General features: G+C 58.1%; 17 protein-coding genes. 13 read left to right on the top strand and 4 right to left on the bottom strand.

From position 1 onward, the window contains the following. Positions 1 to 130: 130 nt before the first annotated feature. Positions 131 to 2,674: a class I adenylate cyclase gene (gene cyaA, locus BN3796_RS00735; protein ID WP_061706563.1), complete on the top strand. Its 2,544-nt coding sequence runs from the start codon at positions 131 to 133 to the stop codon at positions 2,672 to 2,674. An 89-nt stretch (positions 2,675 to 2,763) separates the two neighbouring features. On the opposite strand, the gene cyaY is transcribed toward cyaA, so the two are convergent. Next, entirely contained in the window at positions 2,764 to 3,084 is a 321-nt protein-coding gene (cyaY, locus tag BN3796_RS00730) for an iron donor protein CyaY (protein WP_061706562.1), read from the bottom strand. Between the two features lie 136 nt (positions 3,085 to 3,220). Here cyaY and lptM point away from each other — a divergent pair, with 136 nt between their 5' ends. From lptM to corA, 8 genes are all read left to right on the top strand, one after another. Beyond that, on the top strand, positions 3,221 to 3,424 hold the full coding sequence (gene lptM, locus BN3796_RS00725; RefSeq protein ID WP_061706561.1) for an LPS translocon maturation chaperone LptM: 204 nt from the start codon (positions 3,221 to 3,223) through the stop codon (positions 3,422 to 3,424). A 34-nt stretch (positions 3,425 to 3,458) separates the two neighbouring features. Continuing rightward, positions 3,459 to 4,283: a diaminopimelate epimerase gene (dapF, locus tag BN3796_RS00720; protein WP_061706560.1), complete on the top strand. Its 825-nt coding sequence runs from the start codon at positions 3,459 to 3,461 to the stop codon at positions 4,281 to 4,283. Continuing rightward, positions 4,280 to 4,987 (top strand): DUF484 domain-containing protein, encoded by a 708-nt coding sequence (locus tag BN3796_RS00715; protein ID WP_061706559.1) that lies wholly within the window; start codon positions 4,280 to 4,282, stop codon positions 4,985 to 4,987. Before dapF ends, BN3796_RS00715 begins: the two co-directional genes overlap by 4 nt. Further along, positions 4,984 to 5,886, top strand: coding sequence for a tyrosine recombinase XerC (gene xerC, locus BN3796_RS00710; protein WP_061706558.1), 903 nt, complete (start codon positions 4,984 to 4,986; stop codon positions 5,884 to 5,886). The genes BN3796_RS00715 and xerC overlap by 4 nt, the downstream gene beginning before the upstream one ends. Continuing rightward, a complete protein-coding gene (gene yigB, locus BN3796_RS00705) occupies positions 5,886 to 6,602 on the top strand; it encodes a 5-amino-6-(5-phospho-D-ribitylamino)uracil phosphatase YigB (protein ID WP_061706557.1) in 717 nt (238 codons plus the stop codon). The genes xerC and yigB overlap by 1 nt, the downstream gene beginning before the upstream one ends. 106 nt (positions 6,603 to 6,708) lie before the next feature. Then, positions 6,709 to 8,871, top strand: coding sequence for a DNA helicase II (uvrD, locus tag BN3796_RS00700; RefSeq protein ID WP_061706556.1), 2,163 nt, complete (start codon positions 6,709 to 6,711; stop codon positions 8,869 to 8,871). Between the two features lie 149 nt (positions 8,872 to 9,020). Further along, entirely contained in the window at positions 9,021 to 9,077 is a 57-nt protein-coding gene (ysgD, locus tag BN3796_RS20915; protein ID WP_217480774.1) for a YsgD/CorL family protein, read from the top strand. 149 nt (positions 9,078 to 9,226) lie between these two features. After that, positions 9,227 to 10,177, top strand: coding sequence for a magnesium/cobalt transporter CorA (gene corA, locus BN3796_RS00695; protein ID WP_061706555.1), 951 nt, complete (start codon positions 9,227 to 9,229; stop codon positions 10,175 to 10,177). An 83-nt stretch (positions 10,178 to 10,260) separates the two neighbouring features. Here the strand turns inward: corA and rarD are convergent, their stop codons facing one another. Then, positions 10,261 to 11,157: an EamA family transporter RarD gene (rarD, locus tag BN3796_RS00690; RefSeq protein WP_061706554.1), complete on the bottom strand. Its 897-nt coding sequence runs from the start codon at positions 11,155 to 11,157 to the stop codon at positions 10,261 to 10,263. Positions 11,158 to 11,208: 51 nt separating this feature from the next. Further along, positions 11,209 to 11,676: an acyl-CoA thioesterase YigI gene (gene yigI / locus BN3796_RS00685; RefSeq protein ID WP_061706553.1), complete on the bottom strand. Its 468-nt coding sequence runs from the start codon at positions 11,674 to 11,676 to the stop codon at positions 11,209 to 11,211. Positions 11,677 to 11,835: 159 nt separating this feature from the next. Between yigI and pldA the strand changes: the two genes are divergently transcribed. The 3 genes from pldA (at position 11,836) to rhtC (ending at position 15,306) form a co-directional block, all read left to right on the top strand. Next, positions 11,836 to 12,705, top strand: coding sequence for a phospholipase A (gene pldA / locus BN3796_RS00680; RefSeq protein WP_061706552.1), 870 nt, complete (start codon positions 11,836 to 11,838; stop codon positions 12,703 to 12,705). Between the two features lie 90 nt (positions 12,706 to 12,795). After that, a complete protein-coding gene (gene recQ / locus BN3796_RS00675; protein ID WP_061706551.1) occupies positions 12,796 to 14,625 on the top strand; it encodes an ATP-dependent DNA helicase RecQ in 1,830 nt (609 codons plus the stop codon). Positions 14,626 to 14,685: 60 nt separating this feature from the next. Beyond that, positions 14,686 to 15,306 carry a threonine export protein RhtC gene (rhtC, locus tag BN3796_RS00670; RefSeq protein WP_061706550.1) on the top strand — a complete coding sequence of 207 codons (621 nt, stop codon included), beginning with the start codon at positions 14,686 to 14,688 and terminating at the stop codon, positions 15,304 to 15,306. On the opposite strand, the gene rhtB is transcribed toward rhtC, so the two are convergent. Then, positions 15,303 to 15,923, bottom strand: coding sequence for a homoserine/homoserine lactone efflux protein (rhtB, locus tag BN3796_RS00665; RefSeq protein WP_061706549.1), 621 nt, complete (start codon positions 15,921 to 15,923; stop codon positions 15,303 to 15,305). The genes rhtC and rhtB overlap by 4 nt on opposite strands. 112 nt (positions 15,924 to 16,035) lie before the next feature. Here rhtB and pldB point away from each other — a divergent pair, with 112 nt between their 5' ends. Further along, positions 16,036 to 17,028: a lysophospholipase L2 gene (pldB, locus tag BN3796_RS00660; protein WP_061706548.1), complete on the top strand. Its 993-nt coding sequence runs from the start codon at positions 16,036 to 16,038 to the stop codon at positions 17,026 to 17,028. The last annotated feature ends 24 nt before the right edge of the window (positions 17,029 to 17,052 follow it).

Genomic DNA, 17,052 nt, shown 5'->3' with positions numbered 1-17,052 from the left:
CCATTTTTTCGTCTGCGCCATGACAAAGATAAGGACGAAAAGGGTTACGGCTATTTTTGAAATACTGCGGGCCCGCCACCTTTCGCGTCATTAAACGGTAGCGCTGCCCGGAAACATCAGGCGATATGTCTTGTACCTCTATATTGAGACTCTGAAACAGAGACTGGATGCCATTAATCAGCTGCGTGTCGATCGCGCGCTGGCTGCTATGGGCCCTGCTTTCCAGCAGGTTTACAGTCTGCTGCCAACATTACTGCACTATCACCACCCGCTGATGCCTGGCTACCTTGACGGTAACGTTCCCAGAGGCATCTGCCTTTTCACGCCTGATGAAACACAACAGCATTATCTGCAGGAACTCGAACTCTATCGCGGCATGCCGCCCCAGGAGTCGCCGAAGGGTGAACTGCCCATTACCGGCGTCTACTCTATGGGCAGTACCTCGTCGGTAGGGCAAAGCTGCTCTTCCGATCTCGATATCTGGGTCTGTCATCAGGCCTGGCTCGATAATGAAGAACGTCAGCTGCTGCAGCGTAAATGCAGCCTGCTTGAGAGCTGGGCAGCCTCGCTTGGCGTTGAAGTCAGCTTCTTCCTGATCGATGAAAACCGCTTCCGCCATAACGAAAGCGGCAGCCTTGGTGGAGAAGACTGCGGTTCAACCCAGCACATCCTGCTGCTGGATGAATTTTATCGTACCGCCGTGCGTCTGGCCGGTAAGCGTATTCTGTGGAATATGGTGCCGTGCGAAGAAGAGGAACATTACGACGATTATGTGATGTCACTCTACGCGCGCGGCGTGCTGACCCCTAACGAATGGCTCGATCTGGGCGGCTTAAGCTCCCTCTCCGCCGAAGAGTATTTCGGTGCGAGTCTCTGGCAGCTCTATAAAAGTATCGATTCCCCCTATAAAGCGGTGCTGAAAACGCTGCTGCTGGAAGCATACTCCTGGGAATACCCCACGCCGCGCCTGCTGGCGAAAGATATCAAACAGCGCCTGCACGACGGAGAGATTGTCTCCTTCGGGCTTGACGCTTACTGCATGATGCTTGAGCGCGTCACCGAGTACCTGAAGGCGATCGATGACGAGACGCGTCTTGATCTGGTGCGCCGCTGTTTCTACCTCAAAGTGTGCGAGAAGCTCAGCCGCGAACGCGCCTGCGTAGGCTGGCGTCGCGAGGTAGTCAGTCAGTTAGTCAAAGAGTGGGGATGGGACGAGGCGCGTCTGGCAATGCTCGACAACCGCGCCAACTGGAAGATAGACCAGGTGCGCGAGGCGCATAACGAACTGCTCGACGCGATGATGCAGAGCTACCGTAACCTGATCCGCTTCGCGCGCCGTAACAACCTCAGCGTCTCCGCCAGCCCGCAGGATATCGGCGTTCTGACCCGTAAACTCTACGCCGCGTTTGAAGCGCTGCCGGGTAAAGTCACTCTGGTGAACCCGCAGATTTCGCCGGACCTCTCCGAACCGAACCTGACCTTTATCTATGTACCGCCGGGCCGCGCCAACCGCACCGGGTGGTATCTCTACAACCGTGCGCCGAGCATGGATTCGATCATCAGCCATCAGCCGCTGGAATATAACCGCTATCTCAACAAGCTGGTGGCCTGGGCCTGGTTTAACGGCCTGCTGACCTCTCGCACGCGGTTGTTTATCAAGGGTAACGACGTCGTCGACCTGGCCAAACTGCAGGAGATGGTGGCGGACGTGTCGAGCCACTTCCCGCTGCGCCTGCCCGCGCCGACGCCGAAAGCGCTCTACAGCCCGTGTGAAATTCGCCATCTGGCGATTATCGTCAACCTTGAGTACGACCCGACGGCGGCCTTCCGCAATCAGGTGGTCCATTTTGACTTCCGCAAGCTGGATGTCTTTAGCTTTGGCGAGCAGCAAAACTGCCTGGTGGGGAGCGTCGATCTGCTCTATCGCAACTCGTGGAACGAGGTGCGTACCCTGCACTTTAACGGCGAGCAGGCGATGATCGAGGCGCTGAAAACCATCCTCGGTAAGATGCACCAGGACGCCGCGCCGCCGGACAGCGTGGAGGTGTTCTGCTACAGCCAGCATCTGCGCGGCCTGATCCGTACCCGTGTGCAGCAGCTGGTGTCGGAGTGTATCGAGCTGCGTCTCTCCAGTACCCGTCAGGAAACCGGCCGCTTTAAAGCGCTGCGCGTCTCCGGCCAGACCTGGGGGCTGTTCTTCGAGCGCCTCAACGTGTCGGTGCAGAAGCTGGAAAACGCGATCGAATTTTACGGGGCCATTTCTCATAACAAGCTGCATGGCCTGTCGGTGCAGGTGGAGACCAACCACGTTAAGCTGCCGCCGGTGGTGGATGGCTTTGCCAGCGAAGGGATTATTCAGTTCTTCTTTGAAGAGTCCGGGGACGATGCCGGTTTCAACATCTACATTCTGGATGAGACTAACAGGGCAGAGGTCTATCACCACTGCGAAGGCAGCAAAGAGGAGCTGGTGCGCGACGTCAGCCGCTTCTACTCCTCCTCGCACGACCGGTTTACCTACGGCTCGAGCTTTATCAACTTTAACCTGCCGCAGTTCTACCAGATTGTGAAGGTGGATGGCCGCGCGCAGGTGATTCCGTTCCGCACGCAGGCGATTACTCCTGCCGTGCCCGCTAACCAGGAAACCGCGCCGCTACTGCAGCAGTATTTCTCCTGAACCTTTTGCCCGGGGGCGGCTACGCCTGCCGGGCCTGTCGCAGCTCGAACCGTAGGCCGGATAAGCGCAGCGCCATCCGGCAAAAGATCCTAGCGGAAACTCACCTCTTCGCCCGCCTGCGCGGTCGCCGCCTGTTCCAGCAGATCCCAGAAGTTCTCTCCGCTGCGATCGCAAATCCATTCGTCGCCTTTCAGGTCGAAATGGTAGCCGCCCTGTCGGGTCGCCAGCCACACCTGATGCAGCGGCTCCTGGCGGTTAATAATAATTTTGCTGCCGTTCTCGAAGCTTAAGGTCAGCACGCCGCCGTTGATTTCACAATCGATATCGCTGTCGCCGTCACGGTCGTCCAGACGTTCTTCGATGGTCTGCCAGAGGGTGTCGGCAATGCGATGAAATTCACTGTCGTTCATGATGGTATTCCTGTTTTTCGTGATGGCGGCAGTATAACGCTAAATAATTCCCATTGCAGGAAAGCGGCAAACTCTTGCTTTTGTGTCTTCTCCTGCGATGATAGAAAAAAGATTTGAATCGACGGGCAACCAAATAATGAAAAACGTTTTTCGAACGCTTGCTGTTCTCGTGACGCTGTTCAGCCTTACGGGCTGTGGACTGAAAGGGCCGCTCTACTTTCCGCCTGAGGATAAAAGCGCGCCGCCGCCAACCAAACCGGTGGATACCGGCATTGAGTCCACAACGCCCGTCACCAACGATCGTGGCAACGATGGTGGCCCAAGCCAGGTGAATTTCTGATCGACACTGTCTGAACCGCGTACTGGAGTAGATAATGCAGTTCTCTAAAATGCATGGCCTTGGCAACGATTTTATGGTCGTCGACGCGGTAACGCAGAATGTCTTCTTTTCGCCGGAGCTGATCCGTCGCCTGGCGGACAGGCACCTGGGGGTCGGCTTTGACCAGCTGCTGGTGGTCGAGCCGCCCTACGATCCCGATCTCGATTTTCACTACCGCATTTTCAACGCCGACGGCAGCGAAGTCTCGCAGTGCGGTAACGGCGCCCGCTGCTTCGCCCGCTTTGTGCGGCTCAAAGGGTTAACCAACAAGCGCGACATTCGCGTCAGTACGGCTAATGGACGCATGGTGCTCACCGTGAACGAGGATGAACTGGTTCGCGTGAATATGGGCGAGCCCAATTTCGAGCCCTCTCAGGTGCCGTTTCGCGCCAACAAAGCGGAAAAGACCTATATCATGCGCGCGGCGGAGCAGACAGTCTTGTGCGGCGTCGTCTCAATGGGCAATCCCCACTGTGTAATTCAGGTGGAGGATGTTGAAACCGCCGCGGTAGAGACGCTGGGGCCGGTGCTGGAGAGCCATGAGCGCTTTCCTGAACGTGCCAATATCGGCTTTATGCAGGTGGTGAAGCGCGATCATATTCGCCTGCGCGTCTACGAGCGTGGCGCGGGTGAGACGCAGGCCTGTGGCAGCGGCGCGTGCGCCGCCGTCGCGGTGGGCATTTCGCAAGGCTTACTGGCGGAAGAGGTGCGCGTGGAGCTTCCAGGCGGCCGGCTTGATATCGCCTGGAAAGGTCCGGGACAGCCACTGTTTATGACCGGCCCGGCGGCACATGTTTATGACGGGTTTATTCATCTATGAAGCAACCAGGGGAAGAAGAGCTGTTAGCAGGGACGGAACTGGACGATCGGGCCGTCGTTGATTATCTGCTGAAGAATCCCGACTTTTTTATCCGCAACGCCCGCGTGGTCGAACAGATGCGCGTGCCGCATCCGGTAAGGGAGAGCGTGTCGCTGGTAGAGTGGCATATGGCGCGGGCGCGTAATCAGATAAGCCAGCTTGAAGAGGATATGTCGCTGCTGATGGAACAGGCCAGCAGCAACGAAAGCCTCTTCTATCGCCTGCTGCGTCTGCAGGCGCGTCTGGCCTCGGCCCCGAGTCTGGAGGAGTTTCTCAACCGGCTGAACCGCTGGGCGCGGGATCTGGGGCTGGCGGGGGCCACCCTGCGGCTTTTCCCCGATCGCTGGCGCATCGGAGCACCTTCCCGTTTTACCCATCTGGCGCTCAGCCGCCAGGCGTTTGAGCCGCTGCGCATCCAGCGTCTGGGCCAGACGCGCCATTATCTCGGGCCGCTGAACGGGCCTGAACTACTGGTGGTGCTGCCCGACGCGAAGGCGATCGGCTCGGTGGCGATGTCGCTGATGGGACGCGAAGGCGATCTGGGCGTTATCCTTTTTACCAGCCGCGACGCCCATCACTATGAGCGTGGGCAGGGAACGCAGCTGTTAGAGGAAATCGCGCGGATGCTGCCGGAACTGCTTGAACGGTGGGTGGAGCGCGTATGACCGCCGCGCCGCTCGCCACGCTTGTTACGCGATTTCTGCGCTATCTCGGCGTGGAGCGCCAGCTTAGCCCGATCACGCTGCTCAACTACCAGCGCCAGCTCGACGCCATCATGGAGATTGTGGAAGAGACGGGGCTGAAAAGCTGGCAGCAGTGTGATGCCGCCGCCGTGCGCGGTATCGTGGTACGTAGCCGTCGCAAGGGGCTTGGCCCGGCGAGCCTGGCGCTCAGGCTCTCCGCGCTGCGCAGCTTCTTCGACTGGCTGGTGAGTCAGGGCGAGCTGAAGGCGAACCCGGCAAAAGGCATCGCGACGCCGAAAGCACCGCGTCATCTGCCGAAAAATATTGATGTCGACGATGTTAACCGCCTGCTGGATATCGATCTTAACGATCCACTGGCCGTGCGCGATCGGGCGATGCTGGAGGTGATGTACGGCGCGGGGCTGCGTCTCTCCGAACTGGTGAATCTCGACCTGAAGCATCTCGATCTTGATACCGGCGAAGTATGGGTAATGGGCAAGGGCAGCAAAGAGCGGCGCCTGCCTATCGGCCGTAACGCGGTGGTGTGGATTGAACACTGGCTCGACCTGCGCGGACTGTTTAGCGCTGAAGAAGAGGCGCTCTTCCTGTCGAAGCTCGGCAAGCGGATCTCCGCGCGTAACGTGCAGAAACGTTTTGCCGAGTGGGGCATTAAGCAGGGGCTTAACAGCCACGTGCACCCGCACAAGCTGCGCCACTCCTTTGCCACGCACATGCTGGAATCGAGCGGCGATCTGCGCGGTGTGCAGGAACTCCTCGGTCACGCCAACCTCTCCACCACCCAAATCTATACCCATTTAGACTTTCAACACCTGGCCTCGGTGTATGACTCGGCGCACCCGCGCGCCAAACGGGGGAAATAATGCGTTTTTACCGTCCACTGGGGGCGATCTCCGCCCTGACGTTTGATCTTGATGACACCCTGTATGATAACCGTCCGGTGATCCTGCGCACCGAGCAGGAGTCGCTGGCGTTTGTGCAGAACTACCACCCTTCCCTGAGCGCGCTACAGACCGCCGACTTTCAGAAGCTGCGCCAGGCGCTGCGGGCATCGGAGCCGGAGATTTACCATGACGTGACCGAGTGGCGGCGCCGGGCGATAGAGCAGGCGATGCGGGATGCGGGATTAAGCGCGGAAGAGGCGGCTATCGGCGCGGCGGCGGCGATGGAAAACTTCGCCAAATGGCGCAGCCGCATCGACGTACCTCAGGAGACCCATGAGACGCTGGCGAAGCTTGCCGAAAAATGGCCGCTGGTGGCGATCACCAACGGCAACGCTCAGCCGGAACTGTTTGGTTTAGGAGACTATTTTCAGTTTGTGCTGCGCGCCGGCCCCCACGGTCGCTCCAAGCCGTTTAACGATATGTACCATCTGGCGGCGGAAAAACTTAACCTGCCGACAGGGGAGATCCTGCATGTGGGAGATGACCTGACAACCGACGTGGCGGGGGCTATCCGCTGCGGCATGCAGGCCTGCTGGATCAAACCGGCCAGCGCCGACCTGATGCAAACCCTCGACAGCCGCCTGCTGCCGCACGTTGAAATTTCGCGGTTGGCATCTCTGACCTCGCTGATATAATCACCAGCAATATTGTATAAATTACCAGGGTTTTGCAGTTACCGCCCCGGTAAGCGAAGCGCCATCCGGCGTTTTGCCTGTTTCTGAAGACTATGTGACGGTGCCAATGGACGTTTCTTACCTGCTCGACAGCCTCAATGACAAACAGCGCGAAGCGGTTGCCGCCGCGCGCACCAATCTGCTGATTCTGGCTGGGGCGGGCAGTGGTAAGACGCGCGTGCTGGTGCACCGTATCGCCTGGCTGCAAAGCGTGGAGAACTGCTCGCCGTACTCCATCATGGCGGTGACCTTTACCAACAAAGCGGCGGCGGAGATGCGCCACCGTATCACGCAGCTGATGGGCACCAGCCAGGGCGGCATGTGGGTTGGTACCTTCCACGGTCTGGCGCACCGCCTGCTGCGCGCGCATCACATGGACGCTAACCTGCCGCAGGATTTCCAGATCCTCGACAGCGAAGATCAGCTGCGCCTGCTGAAGCGCCTAATCAAGGCGATGAACCTCGACGAGAAGCAATGGCCGCCGCGTCAGGCGATGTGGTATATCAACGGCCAGAAGGACGAGGGGATTCGTCCGCACCATATCCAGAGCTTCGGCAACCCCGTGGAACAGACCTGGCAGAAAGTCTATCAGGCCTATCAGGAGGCGTGCGATCGCGCCGGTCTGGTGGACTTTGCCGAACTGCTGCTGCGCGCCCATGAGCTGTGGCTCAACAAGCCGCACATTTTGCAGCACTACCGCGAGCGCTTCACCAATATCCTGGTGGACGAATTTCAGGATACCAACAACATTCAGTACGCGTGGATCCGCCTGCTGGCGGGCGATACCGGCAAGGTGATGATCGTAGGCGATGACGACCAGTCCATCTACGGCTGGCGCGGCGCGCAGGTGGAGAATATCCAGCGCTTCCTTAACGATTTCCCCGGCGCGCAAACCATCCGCCTGGAGCAGAATTACCGCTCCACCAGCAACATTCTGAGCGCGGCTAACGCCCTGATTGAACACAATAACGGGCGGTTGGGTAAAAAACTGTGGACCGACGGCGTCGACGGCGAGCCGATCTCCCTCTACTGCGCTTTCAACGAACTCGACGAAGCGCGCTTTGTAGTTAACCGCATCAAAACCTGGCAGGAGAACGGCGGCGCGCTGGAACACTGCGCGATCCTCTACCGCAGCAACGCCCAGTCGCGTGTGCTGGAAGAGGCGCTGCTGCAGGCGAGCATGCCCTACCGCATCTACGGCGGTATGCGCTTCTTCGAACGTCAGGAAATAAAAGATGCGCTCTCCTATCTGCGCCTGATTGCCAACCGTAACGACGACGCGGCGTTCGAACGCGTGGTGAATACGCCGACGCGCGGCATCGGCGATCGCACCCTGGACGTGGTACGTCAGGCGTCGCGTGACCGTCAGCTTACGCTCTGGCAGGCCAGCCGCGCGCTGTTGCAGGAGAAGGCGCTGGCCGGGCGCGCCGCCAGCGCGCTGCAACGTTTCATTGAACTTGTCGATGCGCTGGCGCAGGAGACCGCCGATATGCCGCTGCACGTCCAGACCGACCGGGTGATCAAAGATTCCGGCCTGTGGATGATGTACGAGCAGGAGAAAGGTGAGAAGGGCCAGACGCGTATCGAAAACTTAGAGGAGCTGGTGACGGCCACGCGCCAGTTCAGCTACAACGAAGAAGATGAAGATCTGATGCCGCTGCAGGCGTTTCTCTCTCACGCCGCGCTGGAGGCGGGCGAAGGGCAGGCGGATACCTGGCAGGATGCGGTGCAGCTGATGACCCTCCACTCGGCGAAAGGGCTGGAATTCCCGCAGGTCTTTATCGTCGGGATGGAAGAGGGGATGTTCCCGAGTCAGATGTCGCTCGACGAGGGCGGCCGTCTGGAAGAGGAGCGCCGTCTCGCCTACGTGGGCGTTACGCGCGCCATGCAGAAGCTGACCTTAACTTACGCAGAAACCCGCCGCCTCTACGGCAAAGAGGTTTATCACCGTCCGTCGCGCTTTATCGGCGAGCTGCCGGAGACGTGCATTGAGGAGGTTCGCCTGCGTGCCAGCGTCAGCCGCCCGGTCAGCCATCAGCGCATGGGCGCCCCGATCTCTGAAAACGATACCGGCTATAAGCTCGGCCAGCGGGTACGCCATGCCAAATTCGGCGAGGGTACCATCGTTAACCTGGAAGGCAGCGGCGAGCATAGCCGTTTGCAGGTGGCGTTTCAGGGGCAGGGGATTAAATGGCTGGTGGCGGCTTACGCGAAGCTGGAAACAGTGTAACTTTCAGAAAAATATCACTATTTTGCAATTATCTGCTAGCCTTATACGTTGAAGGTCAATTAATGCCCTTCAGCGTTCCGTTGCGTGTTGACGCCGCAGTTATTGCTGGCGTAACATGCGCGCACGATTACGCTAAGAGGACATTCGCCTTGGACACACCCAGTAGATACTGGCTCATTTCCCTGTCATCCAGGAACAACTCCTAAGGCTATCTCCTCTTTGCTGATGGCCTTAGTGGTTGTCAGCGACAATGCTTCCCGTCGCGCTGAGTCAGGCTGTTTAATGGTCTGAAACCCATATTGTTTCTGTGTGCCCACCGAACTGTCCGATATTTTTTGCATTGGGAGTCCCGGTCATGTTGAGCGCATTTCAACTGGAAAATAATCGTCTGACCCGGCTTGAAGCCGAGGAGGCGCAGCCCCTCATTGACGCCGTCTGGGTGGATCTGGTCGAGCCAGACGATGACGAGCGTCACCGCGTACAATCTGAACTCGGACAAAGCCTGGCGACCCGCCCGGAACTGGAAGATATCGAAGCATCCGCACGTTTTTTTGAAGATGAGGACGGGCTGCATATCCACTCCTTCTTCTTCTTTGAAGATGCGGAAGATCACGCCGGTAACTCCACCGTCGCGTTTACCATCCGCGATGGCCGCCTGTTCACCCTGCGCGAGCGCGAACTGCCCGCGTTTCGCCTCTACCGCATGCGCGCCCGCAGCCAGGCGATGATCGACGGCAACGCCTACGAACTGCTGCTCGATCTCTTTGAGACCAAAATTGAACAGCTGGCGGACGAGATTGAAAATATTTACAGCGACCTGGAAAAGCTGAGCCGTGTCATCATGGAAGGGCACCAGGGCGACGAGTATGACGAAGCGCTCTCCACGCTGGCGGAACTGGAAGATATCGGCTGGAAGGTACGTTTGTGCCTGATGGATACACAGCGTGCGCTGAACTTCCTGGTGCGCAAGGCGCGTCTGCCGGGCGGACAGCTGGAGCAGGCGCGGGAGATCCTGCGCGATATCGAATCCCTGCTGCCGCACAACGAATCCCTGTTCCAGAAGGTGAACTTCCTGATGCAGGCGGCGATGGGCTTCATCAACATCGAGCAGAACCGCATCATCAAGATCTTCTCGGTGGTCTCCGTGGTGTTCCTGCCGCCGACATTAGTGGCTTCCAGCTACGGGATGAACTTTGAGTTTATGCCGGAGCTGAAGTGGAGCTTTGGCTACCCTGGCGCGATTATCTTTATGATCCTGGCCGGGCTGGCGCCGTATCTGTACTTCAAGCGGAAGAACTGGCTTTGATATCCCGCCCGGTGGCGCTACGCTTACCGGGCCCGTGATCCCGTAGGCCGGATACGGCGTAGCCGCCATCCGGCAAAAAGGCACTACAACCCTTTACGCGTCCTGCGTTGGGTATAAATCGCATCCATCACAAAAATCGCCAGCGCCACCCAGATAAAGGCGAAGGTGACCATCTTATCCGCGCCCGGATGCTCGTCATAAAAGACCACCGCCAGCAGAAACATCAGCGTCGGGCCGATGTACTGAAAAAAGCCCAGCGTGGAGAGACGCAGGCGCGTCGCCGCGCCGGTAAAGCAGAGCAGCGGGATAGTTGTTACCACGCCCGCCGCCATCAGCAGCAGATTAAGCGACCACGGGTTCTCGCCCATATGGCTGGTCGGGCTGTCGGCAATACCAAACAGATAGAAGGCCGCCACCGGAAGGAGCCAGAGCGTCTCCACCAGCATGCCGGTCTGTGCCTCCACGGCGATTTTTTTCCGCACCAGACCATAGAACGCAAAGCTGAACGCCAGCCCGAGGGCGATAACCGGCAGCGATCCGAAGGTCCAGAGCTGAACCAGCACGCCACAGAAGGCCAACGCGACTGCCACCCACTGCAGGCGGCGAAACCGTTCGCCGAGAAAGATCATCCCCAGCAGAATGTTGACCAGCGGGTTGATAAAGTAACCGAGGCTGGCCTCCAGCATATGGTGGTTATTGACCGCCCAGATAAAGAGCAGCCAGTTACCGCCAACCAGTACGGCAGAGAGCGCCAGAAGGAAGATTTTTTTCGGCGTCTGTAGCAGCGTTTTGATGCCTGACCACTGGCGGCTGATACTGATGAGCGCCACCATAAAAAAGAACGACCAGATGACGCGGTGCGTCAGGATCTCATCCGCCGGTACAAAGTGAATCAGTTTGAAATAGGCGGGGGCCACGCCCCAAATAAAATAGGCGGCAAGGGCGAGTAAAACGCCCTGCCGCGTCTGCTTAGCATCCATCAGGAAAATCCGTTACAAAAAAGTAAATTAACTTTACCCGATTTCAGCCGCTTAACCCACCATATAAGTGGCCGTTGCGCTGGCGATGTAGAGCTGTTCTTCGTTATGCAGCTCCACGCGGGCGACGGCGACTTTATTGCCCGCACGCAGCAGGCTGCTGGTTGCGGTGAAGCGATTTCCCCGCCCGGGGCGCAGGTAATCGACGCGCAAATCGATGGTGCCCATCCGCGAGAGGCGCTGGCGCAGCTCATCTTCGTTGATGGTGTCATGGCGGGTCAGCGTGCTGCCGACGCAGACCAGGCCTGCCGCGACATCCAGCGCCGAGGCGATAACGCCGCCGTGCAGAATGCTCTGCGCCCAGTTCCCCACCATCATCGGCTGGTTATTGAAGCTCAGCTGGGCGAACGCTTTCTCATAACGCTCCAGCTCCAGCCCCAGGGCGCGGTTGAAAGGCATGTGATAAACAAAAATTTCGCCAACGAGTTTTAATGCTTCTTCGGCGGTTAGCGTTGCAGACATGAGGTACAACATCCTTATGTTAATAAAATGTTGATTTTATGCTTCGCAAGAAAGGATTTCCACTTTAAGAAATCATGAGGCGACGTTCGGATGGAAACAGGTAGAATGAGCGAGACATAACTATTCACATATTCTATTTTTTGCAGGAGAACACCAGCGATGCGGACGTATCTGGGTTGGTTACTGGCAGCGGTTGCGCTGCCCTTCACAGCTTATGCGCAGGAAGCGACAGTTAAAGAGGTACATGACAAACCGGCCGTACGCGGCAGCGTTATTGCTAACCTTCTTCAGGAGCATGACAATCCGTTCACGCTCTATCCCTACGATACAAACTATGTCATCTACACCGATACCAGCGATCTCAATAAAGAGGCCATCAGCTCCTATAGCTGGTCGGATAATGCGCGTAAGGATGAGGTGAAATTCCAGCTCAGCCTGGCCTTCCCGTTCTGGCGCGGCATCCTGGGGCCGAACTCGGTGCTCGGTGCCTCCTATACGCAAAAATCCTGGTGGCAGCTCTCCAACAGCGGCGAATCGGCGCCGTTCCGTGAAACTAACTATGAGCCGCAGCTGTTCCTCGGCTTTGCTACCGATTACGAGTTTGCCGGCTGGACGCTGCGCGATGTGGAGGTGGGCTACAACCACGACTCAAACGGGCGCTCCGACCCGACGTCGCGTAGCTGGAACCGCGTCTATACCCGTCTGATGGCGGAAAATGGCAACTGGCTGGTGGAGGTTAAACCCTGGTACGTAGTGGGCAGCACCGACGATAACCCGGATATCACCAAATATATGGGTTACTACCAGCTGAAGATTGGCTATCAGCTTGGCGATGCGATTCTGAGCGCCAAAGGCCAGTACAACTGGAATACCGGCTACGGCGGGGCGGAGCTTGGCTTAAGCTATCCGATAACGAAACATGTCCGTTTGTATACCCAGGTCTACAGCGGCTATGGCGAGTCGCTTATCGATTACAACTTCAACCAGACCCGTGTCGGCGTGGGTGTGATGCTGAACGATCTTTTCTAACCACATCGAATGTTTTTACGTTAAACGTTGAAGTTTATCTCTCAGGCGCTGAAAATAGCGCCTGTTTGATTTTTAGTAGATGGGGTTAATGTGGCGCAGGCGGAAGTTTTGAATCAGGAGTCGCTGGCTAAACAGGTTTTGCATGAAACCTTCGGCTACCAGCAGTTCCGCCCCGGCCAGGAAACCATCATTGAAACCGTGCTGGAAGGGCGCGACTGCCTGGTGGTTATGCCCACCGGCGGGGGTAAATCGCTCTGTTACCAGGTGCCGGCGCTGGTGTTAAATGGCCTGACGGTCGTGGTATCGCCGCTTATCTCGCTCATGAAAGATCAGGTGGATCAGCTGCTGGCTAACGGCGTGGCGGCCGCCTGTCTCAACTCCACCCAGACCCGTGAACAGCAGCTTGAGATCATGGCAGGCTGCCGTACCGGGCAGATTCGCCTGCTCTATATCGCCCCCGAACGCCTGATGCTGGACAACTTTCTCGAGCATCTCGCCCACTGGAATCCGGTGCTGCTGGCGGTGGATGAAGCGCACTGTATCTCACAGTGGGGACATGACTTCCGTCCTGAATACGCCGCGCTGGGCCAGCTTCGCCAGCGTTTTCCGGCGGTGCCTTTTATGGCGCTCACCGCCACGGCGGATGACACCACGCGGCAGGATATTGTTCGCCTGCTCGGGCTAAACGATCCGCTGATTCAGGTCAGCAGTTTTGACCGCCCCAACATCCGCTACACGCTGATGGAGAAATTTAAGCCGCTGGATCAGCTTTTGCGCTACGTGCAGGAGCAGCGCGGCAAATCGGGCATCATCTACTGCAACAGCCGCGCGAAGGTCGAGGATACCGCCGCGCGCCTGCAGAGCCGCGGCTTTAGCGCAGCGGCCTACCATGCCGGGCTAGAAAATCACATTCGCGCCGACGTGCAGGAAAAATTCCAGCGTGATGATCTGCAAATTGTCGTGGCGACGGTGGCGTTTGGTATGGGGATCAACAAACCGAACGTGCGCTTTGTGGTCCATTTCGATATTCCGCGTAATATCGAATCCTACTACCAGGAGACGGGACGCGCCGGACGCGATGGTCTGCCCGCCGAGGCGATGCTCTTTTACGATCCGGCGGATATGGCCTGGCTGCGCCGCTGCCTGGAGGAGAAACAGCCCGGCCAGCTCCAGGATATTGAACGTCACAAGCTCAACGCGATGGGCGCGTTTGCCGAAGCGCAGACCTGCCGCCGTCTGGTGCTGCTCAACTACTTTGGCGAAGGGCGCCAGGCGCCGTGCGGCAACTGCGATATCTGTCTCGATCCGCCGAAGCAGTACGATGGCCTGAACGATGCGCAGGTGGCGCTTTCCACCATTGGCCGCGTTAACCAGCGCTTTGGGATGGGCTATGTGGTGGAGGTGATTCGCGGGGCAAACAACCAGCGTATCCGCGAGCTGGGCCATGACAAACTCAAGGTCTATGGCATGGGGCGCGATAAAAGCCATGAACACTGGGTCAGCGTCATTCGCCAGCTGATTCACCTGGGACTGGCCACCCAGAATATCGCCCAGCACTCCGCCCTGCAGCTGACCGACGCCGCGCGTCCGGTGCTGCGCGGCGAGATCGCCCTGCAACTGGCCGTACCGCGCGTGGTGGCGCTTAAGCCGCGCGTGATGCAGAAATCCTACGGCGGTAATTACGATCGCAAACTGTTCGCCAAACTGCGTAAGCTGCGTAAGGCTATCGCTGATGAAGAGAATATCCCGCCTTATGTGGTCTTTAACGACGCCACGCTAATTGAAATGGCGGAGCAGATGCCGCTCAGCGCCGGGGAGATGCTCAGCGTCAACGGGGTCGGCACCCGCAAGCTGGAGCGCTTTGGGAAAGAGTTTATGGCGCTTATTCGCACCCATGTCGACGGCGATGATGAGGAGTAGTCAGCCAGCCTGAAAAGTGGCAGGATGATGACTCCCTGAACTTTCCCCCGCGAGACTATTATGTTGATGTTATTCCTCACCGTGGCGCTGGTGCACATCGTGGCGCTGATGAGCCCTGGCCCCGACTTTTTCTTCGTATCGCAGACCGCCATTAGCCGCTCCCGTAAAGAGGCGATGATGGGTGTTCTCGGTATTACGATGGGCGTTATGGTCTGGGCTGCCCTCGCGTTGCTGGGTCTGAACCTGATCCTCACCAAAATGGCGTGGCTGCATAACATTATTATGGTGGGCGGCGGGCTCTACCTGTGCTGGATGGGCTACCAGATGCTGCGCGGCGCGCTGAAAAAAGAGAAAGGTACAGCGCAGGAGCCGCGCGTGGAGCTGGCGACGGGTGGACGCAGCTTTGTGAAAGGGCTGCTCACCAACCTGGCGAACCCGAAGGCGATTATCTATTTTGGCTCGGTCTTTTCCCTGTTTGTCGGGGATAGCGTCGGCGCGGGGGCGCGCTGGGGGATATTCGTGCTGATCGTCGTGGAAACTTTCGCCTGGTTTACCCTGGTGGCCAGCCTGTTTGCCCTGCCGACGATGCGTCGCGGCTATCAGCGACTGGCGAAGTGGATCGACGGCATCGCCGGCGCGCTGTTCGCCGGCTTTGGCATCCATCTGATTATCTCTCGTTAAGCATGTCGCGCTGAAGCCAGCAGCGCGCCCACCGCCATAAACAGCGAACCAAACACTTTATTAAGGGCCTTCATCTGCTTAGGCCCTTTTATCCACGCCGCAATCCGCTGCGCCAGCGTCGCGTAACCAATCATCACGATGATATCGACCACAATGGTCGTCGTCCCGAGAATCACATACTGCATCACCTGGGGCTGATGCGGCACGATAAACTGCGGAAACAGGGCGGCGAGAAACACAATGCTTTTCGGGTTGGTCAGGTTCACAAAAACGGCGCGTTTATAGAGCCGTCCACGGGACTGCGTACGGGCGACCGCGTTCAGGTCGATAGCTCCCGCGGCCCGCCACTGCTGGATCCCCAGCCAGACCAGGTAAGCGGCGCCCGCCCACTTGAGCACTTCAAACGCCAGTAGCGAACGGGAGAAGAGTGTTCCCAGACCAACCCCCACCAGCACGATGTGAATGCCCAGCCCGGTCTGCAGGCCGGCAATGGAAGCCGCTGCGCCGCGATAGCCGTGATTAATGGAGGTGGTCATGGTGTTGATCGCGCCGGAGCCCGGTGAGAGGCTGAGGATAATGGATGTCAGCAGGTAGGCGAACCACCACTCGAAGGTCATTTTTGCAACTCCCGGTATGTCTGTTTTTATGCCACAATACGCTATTGCTCCGCCCGTGTACGGGGTGGCGTACAAAAAATGATTTTACCTGGATCACAGGGGTGAATACCCGATGTTTCAACCGAAAAAGGACTGGGAAACACGAGAAAATTCATTCGCTGCTTTTTCGATGGGGCCATTAACGGATTTCTGGCGCCAGCGTGAAGAGGCGGAGTTGACGGGCGTGGATGGCGTGCCGGTGCGCTTCGTCCGTTTTCGTTCCACCGAAAACGACCGGGTTATTGTGGTCTGTCCGGGCCGTATCGAAAGCTATGTCAAATATGCCGAGTTGGCCTTCGACCTTTTCCATCTTGGCTTTGATGTGCTGATTATCGACCATCGCGGACAGGGGCGGTCGGGTCGTCTGCTCTCCGATACGCACCGGGGGCATGTCGTTAATTTCAGCGATTACGTTGACGACCTCGCGGCGTTCTGGGAGCAGGAAGTGCAGCCCGGACCGTGGCGTAAACGCTATATTCTCGCCCACTCGATGGGCGGGGCTATCGCCACTCTGTTTTTGCAGCGTCATGCCCATAACTGTGACGCGATAGCGCTCTGCGCGCCGATGTTTGGTATCGTCATGCGTCTGCCGGACTGGATGGTACGGCAGATCCTCGACTGGGCTGAGGGCCATCAGCGCATTCGGGAAGGGTACGCCATCGGCACCGGGCGCTGGCGTCCGCTGCCGTTCGCCATCAACGTGCTGACGCACAGCCGCCAGCGCTATCGCCGCAACGTGCGTTTTTATGCCGATGAGCCGCGCCTGCGCGTGGGCGGTCCGACCTACCACTGGGTGCGGGAGGGCATCCTGGCGGGTGAGCAGGCGCTGGCAGGGGTAGATCAGGATACGACCCCCACGTTGTTACTGCAGGCAGAAGAGGAGCGCGTGGTGGATAATCGCGCCCATGACCGCTTCTGCGAACTGCGCGCCGCTGCCGGTCACCCCTGCGAAGGGGAGACGCCGCAGGTCATTCACGGCGCGTATCATGAGATCCTTTTTGAAAAGGACGCCATGCGCTCAGTCGCGCTTAGCGCCATTGTTGAATTTTTCGACAGGCATAACTGATTACTGTTTTACCACCAGAGGTTA

Source organism: Pseudenterobacter timonensis (genome assembly GCF_900021175.1).
Lineage (GTDB): Bacteria > Pseudomonadota > Gammaproteobacteria > Enterobacterales > Enterobacteriaceae > Enterobacter > Enterobacter timonensis.
This window is presented reverse-complemented; position numbering and strand designations above follow the sequence as displayed.

What these genes read in the sequence shown, in the direction of transcription:
- cyaY (WP_061706562.1), bottom strand. Translation starts at nt 3,084, where the DNA reads ATGAACGACAGTGAATTTCATCGCATTGCCGACACCCTCTGGCAGACC.
- pldA (WP_061706552.1), top strand. Translation starts at nt 11,836, where the DNA reads ATGCGGACGTATCTGGGTTGGTTACTGGCAGCGGTTGCGCTGCCCTTC.
- BN3796_RS00715 (WP_061706559.1), top strand. Translation starts at nt 4,280, where the DNA reads ATGAAGCAACCAGGGGAAGAAGAGCTGTTAGCAGGGACGGAACTGGAC.
- rhtC (WP_061706550.1), top strand. Translation starts at nt 14,686, where the DNA reads ATGTTGATGTTATTCCTCACCGTGGCGCTGGTGCACATCGTGGCGCTG.
- dapF (WP_061706560.1), top strand. Translation starts at nt 3,459, where the DNA reads ATGCAGTTCTCTAAAATGCATGGCCTTGGCAACGATTTTATGGTCGTC.
- yigB (WP_061706557.1), top strand. Translation starts at nt 5,886, where the DNA reads ATGCGTTTTTACCGTCCACTGGGGGCGATCTCCGCCCTGACGTTTGAT.
- xerC (WP_061706558.1), top strand. Translation starts at nt 4,984, where the DNA reads ATGACCGCCGCGCCGCTCGCCACGCTTGTTACGCGATTTCTGCGCTAT.
- rarD (WP_061706554.1), bottom strand. Translation starts at nt 11,157, where the DNA reads ATGGATGCTAAGCAGACGCGGCAGGGCGTTTTACTCGCCCTTGCCGCC.
- pldB (WP_061706548.1), top strand. Translation starts at nt 16,036, where the DNA reads ATGTTTCAACCGAAAAAGGACTGGGAAACACGAGAAAATTCATTCGCT.
- yigI (WP_061706553.1), bottom strand. Translation starts at nt 11,676, where the DNA reads ATGTCTGCAACGCTAACCGCCGAAGAAGCATTAAAACTCGTTGGCGAA.
- uvrD (WP_061706556.1), top strand. Translation starts at nt 6,709, where the DNA reads ATGGACGTTTCTTACCTGCTCGACAGCCTCAATGACAAACAGCGCGAA.
- rhtB (WP_061706549.1), bottom strand. Translation starts at nt 15,923, where the DNA reads ATGACCTTCGAGTGGTGGTTCGCCTACCTGCTGACATCCATTATCCTC.
- lptM (WP_061706561.1), top strand. Translation starts at nt 3,221, where the DNA reads ATGAAAAACGTTTTTCGAACGCTTGCTGTTCTCGTGACGCTGTTCAGC.
- corA (WP_061706555.1), top strand. Translation starts at nt 9,227, where the DNA reads ATGTTGAGCGCATTTCAACTGGAAAATAATCGTCTGACCCGGCTTGAA.